At 58.8% G+C, this 2,279-nt stretch carries 4 protein-coding genes; 2 read left to right on the forward strand and 2 right to left on the reverse strand.

The window, feature by feature from the left end:
• Nucleotides 1-91: 91 nt before the first annotated feature.
• Entirely contained in the window at nucleotides 92-814 is a 723-nt protein-coding gene (locus tag G3480_RS26215) for a PD-(D/E)XK nuclease family protein (RefSeq protein WP_164657140.1), read from the reverse strand.
• 125 nt (nucleotides 815-939) lie between these two features.
• On the opposite strand from G3480_RS26215, the gene G3480_RS29340 reads away from it, so the two are divergent.
• Together G3480_RS29340 and G3480_RS26225 are read left to right on the forward strand one after the other, a co-directional pair.
• Nucleotides 940-1,506 (forward strand): type II toxin-antitoxin system TacA family antitoxin, encoded by a 567-nt coding sequence (locus G3480_RS29340; protein ID WP_338114233.1) that lies wholly within the window; start codon nucleotides 940-942, stop codon nucleotides 1,504-1,506.
• Nucleotides 1,503-2,000, forward strand: coding sequence for a GNAT family N-acetyltransferase (locus G3480_RS26225; protein ID WP_164657141.1), 498 nt, complete (start codon nucleotides 1,503-1,505; stop codon nucleotides 1,998-2,000). The genes G3480_RS29340 and G3480_RS26225 overlap by 4 nt, the downstream gene beginning before the upstream one ends.
• Here the strand turns inward: G3480_RS26225 and G3480_RS26230 are convergent.
• Nucleotides 1,975-2,169 carry a hypothetical protein gene (locus G3480_RS26230; protein ID WP_164657139.1) on the reverse strand — a complete coding sequence of 65 codons (195 nt, stop codon included), beginning with the start codon at nucleotides 2,167-2,169 and terminating at the stop codon, nucleotides 1,975-1,977. The two genes, G3480_RS26225 and G3480_RS26230, sit on opposite strands and share 26 nt — an antisense overlap.
• Nucleotides 2,170-2,279 lie beyond the last annotated feature (110 nt).

A 2,279-nucleotide genomic window follows, 5' to 3' on the forward strand; every position in this document is an offset into this window, starting at 1 on the left:
CGACCGGCGCGACGACGACCGCGCCCGGTGAGGCAGCCTTACCTCACCCTTGTGGCGGCTTAGCAACAGTGGACCAAACGATGATCAAGGCCTAGAATTCGAACTGACTCCCCTGGAAATGACCCTCGCGCCAACTCCACCAGAACCCGAGGAAACCACCCGAGGGGTTCGGAACATAGTCCCACTCGCCATCGAATTCCTTCCGCAGTGCCGAAAAGAAACCTTGCCAACCGTGCCACTGCCATGCATCCAACGGAAGGGTCTTGTAACTATTGACCTGTCGGTCGAGGTCGCACAGATAGGCGTAGTAATCGAGCAGGATCTGGTTGCCGTTCGTCGAATCCCTGTCGTCGGCGTAATCTTTTAGAATGTGAAGCATGTCGGCCCTTGACAGGATCCGGAAGCCGGAGTCATGGATTCCGGACCAGATGCCCTGTTCCTCCATCTTGAAATAGATGGGAACAACGCTGATCCCTTTTTCACGAGCGTATTCCTGGGCGATCTTCAGGTAGCGTGTCAGTTGATTCGAGTGGTCCCGAGTGCCTTTCTTATCCTCGATCAGGATGAAGTACGCCTCGTTGACTTCAGCCCAGACATCAATGCCCTCCCACTGTCGACCAACGACGACTGATTGGATGGGATCGTCGTCCGACACGCCGAGCAGAAAGCGCACGAGACGTACCGCGCATTGGTGAACGGGCGGATCGAACGCTGCGTATTTTGGATCCGCCCAACTGAGCAGCCAGGCGAGGAAAGTGTCCTGGGACAGTTCCGATGTGGCGAAGGCGAACAGATTGGGTTTGTCTTGGTCCATGCGCGTTCTCGAAGGCAGGGTGGCTGGGTCACGAGTTTCGTGGTGAGTTCCTGGGAGTTTCCACCAGGATCGCCTTGAAACGTCTCTGAAGCTGGAGAGGGGCTCGTCCTCGAGAAATCAGCAGGGTGTCAGGAAAAGAGCCTCTGGACAGGCAGCAAAGGCAGATCGCCCTCGCGGGCATCCGCCCGACGCGGGCTCGGTCAACGGCCCCCAACGCCGCAATCCTCGCCACGCATGAAATCAGCGCTTGCAGCGATCCGGAGATGACCCAAGCCAACTGGCGACCGTGGACCACGTCGTTGTCCAGGCGTCGTAACGATGCGCGACCGAACCCTATCATTTCGATCTTTGTATTGTACGGCCTAACAACGTACATTATAGGGAGAGAAAGCGAGGACACCATGATGCCCAGAGAACCAACCCGTACCGCCCGCTTGGAAGCCCGGATCGCTCCCGATGTCTTGACCATGCTCAAACGTGCCGCCGAGCTTCAGGGCCGCAGCGTGAGTGACTTCGTTGTTGCGGCCGCTCAAGAGATGGCTCACCGGACCATCGAGGAAGCCAGCATTATTCGCCTGTCGGTCGAGGATCAACGCCGGTTTGCCGAATCCATTCTCAATCCCGAACCTTTGACGCCATCCATGGAGCGGGCCGTTGCGCGCTACCGCGGCCTGACCGAATCCACTGCGTGATTGCAGAGGGGTTTCGGATCGTTCCGCTCGGAAAGCATGAGCGCGCTTCGTTTTGCAGCGGCGTTGATGCTTTGGATCGGTATTTCAGGGAACAGGTGACTCAAGATGTTCGCCGTCGTCTGACCAACTGCTTCGTCCTGGCCGATGCCACTGATGGCGTGGTGGGTTACTACACCTTCTCCGCCGCCAGCGTGCCGCTCACGGCCTTGCCCGAGAGTCTGTCCAAAGGCTTGCCCCGCTACCCCGTGCTTCCTGCCGGGCTGATCGGCCGCCTGGCGGTCGACAGACGCAACCAGGGTCAGGGATGGGGCGGATTGATGGTGGTCGATGCCGCGGTGCGGGCCATTCGGGCCGACCCGGCGATCTATGCGCTAATCGTGGATGCCAAGGACGATCATGCGGCCGCATTTTATGCGCGATTGGGCTTCCAGTGCTTTGTCGGCCATGAAAGACGTCTGTTCATTCCACTCAGCGAGATAGCCAAGCGGCTTTGATGCGGTGGGTATTACCAGCCCTTTGCACGAGACGTGCCGCGCATTGGTGAACGGGCGGATCGAACGCTGCGTATTTTGGATCCGCCCAACTGAGCAGCCAGGCGAGGAAGGCGTCCTGGGACAGTTCCGAGGTGGCGAAGGCGAACAGATTGGGTTTGTCTTGGTCCATGCGCGTTCTCGAAGGCAGCGTGGCTGGGTCACGAGTTTCGTGGTGAGTTCCTGGGAGTTTCCACCAGGATCGCCTTGAAACGTCTCTGAAGCTGGAGAGGGGCTCGTCCT

Origin of the sequence: Thiorhodococcus mannitoliphagus (genome assembly GCF_010915725.1) — a bacterium.
In the GTDB taxonomy this organism is placed as follows: Bacteria; Pseudomonadota; Gammaproteobacteria; order Chromatiales; family Chromatiaceae; genus Thiorhodococcus; species Thiorhodococcus mannitoliphagus.

Excerpts from the sequence above, each read along its gene's own strand:
- G3480_RS26215 (WP_164657140.1), bottom strand. The coding sequence starts at position 814 with ATGGACCAAGACAAACCCAATCTGTTCGCCTTCGCCACATCGGAACTG.
- G3480_RS26230 (WP_164657139.1), bottom strand. The coding sequence starts at position 2,169 with ATGGACCAAGACAAACCCAATCTGTTCGCCTTCGCCACCTCGGAACTG.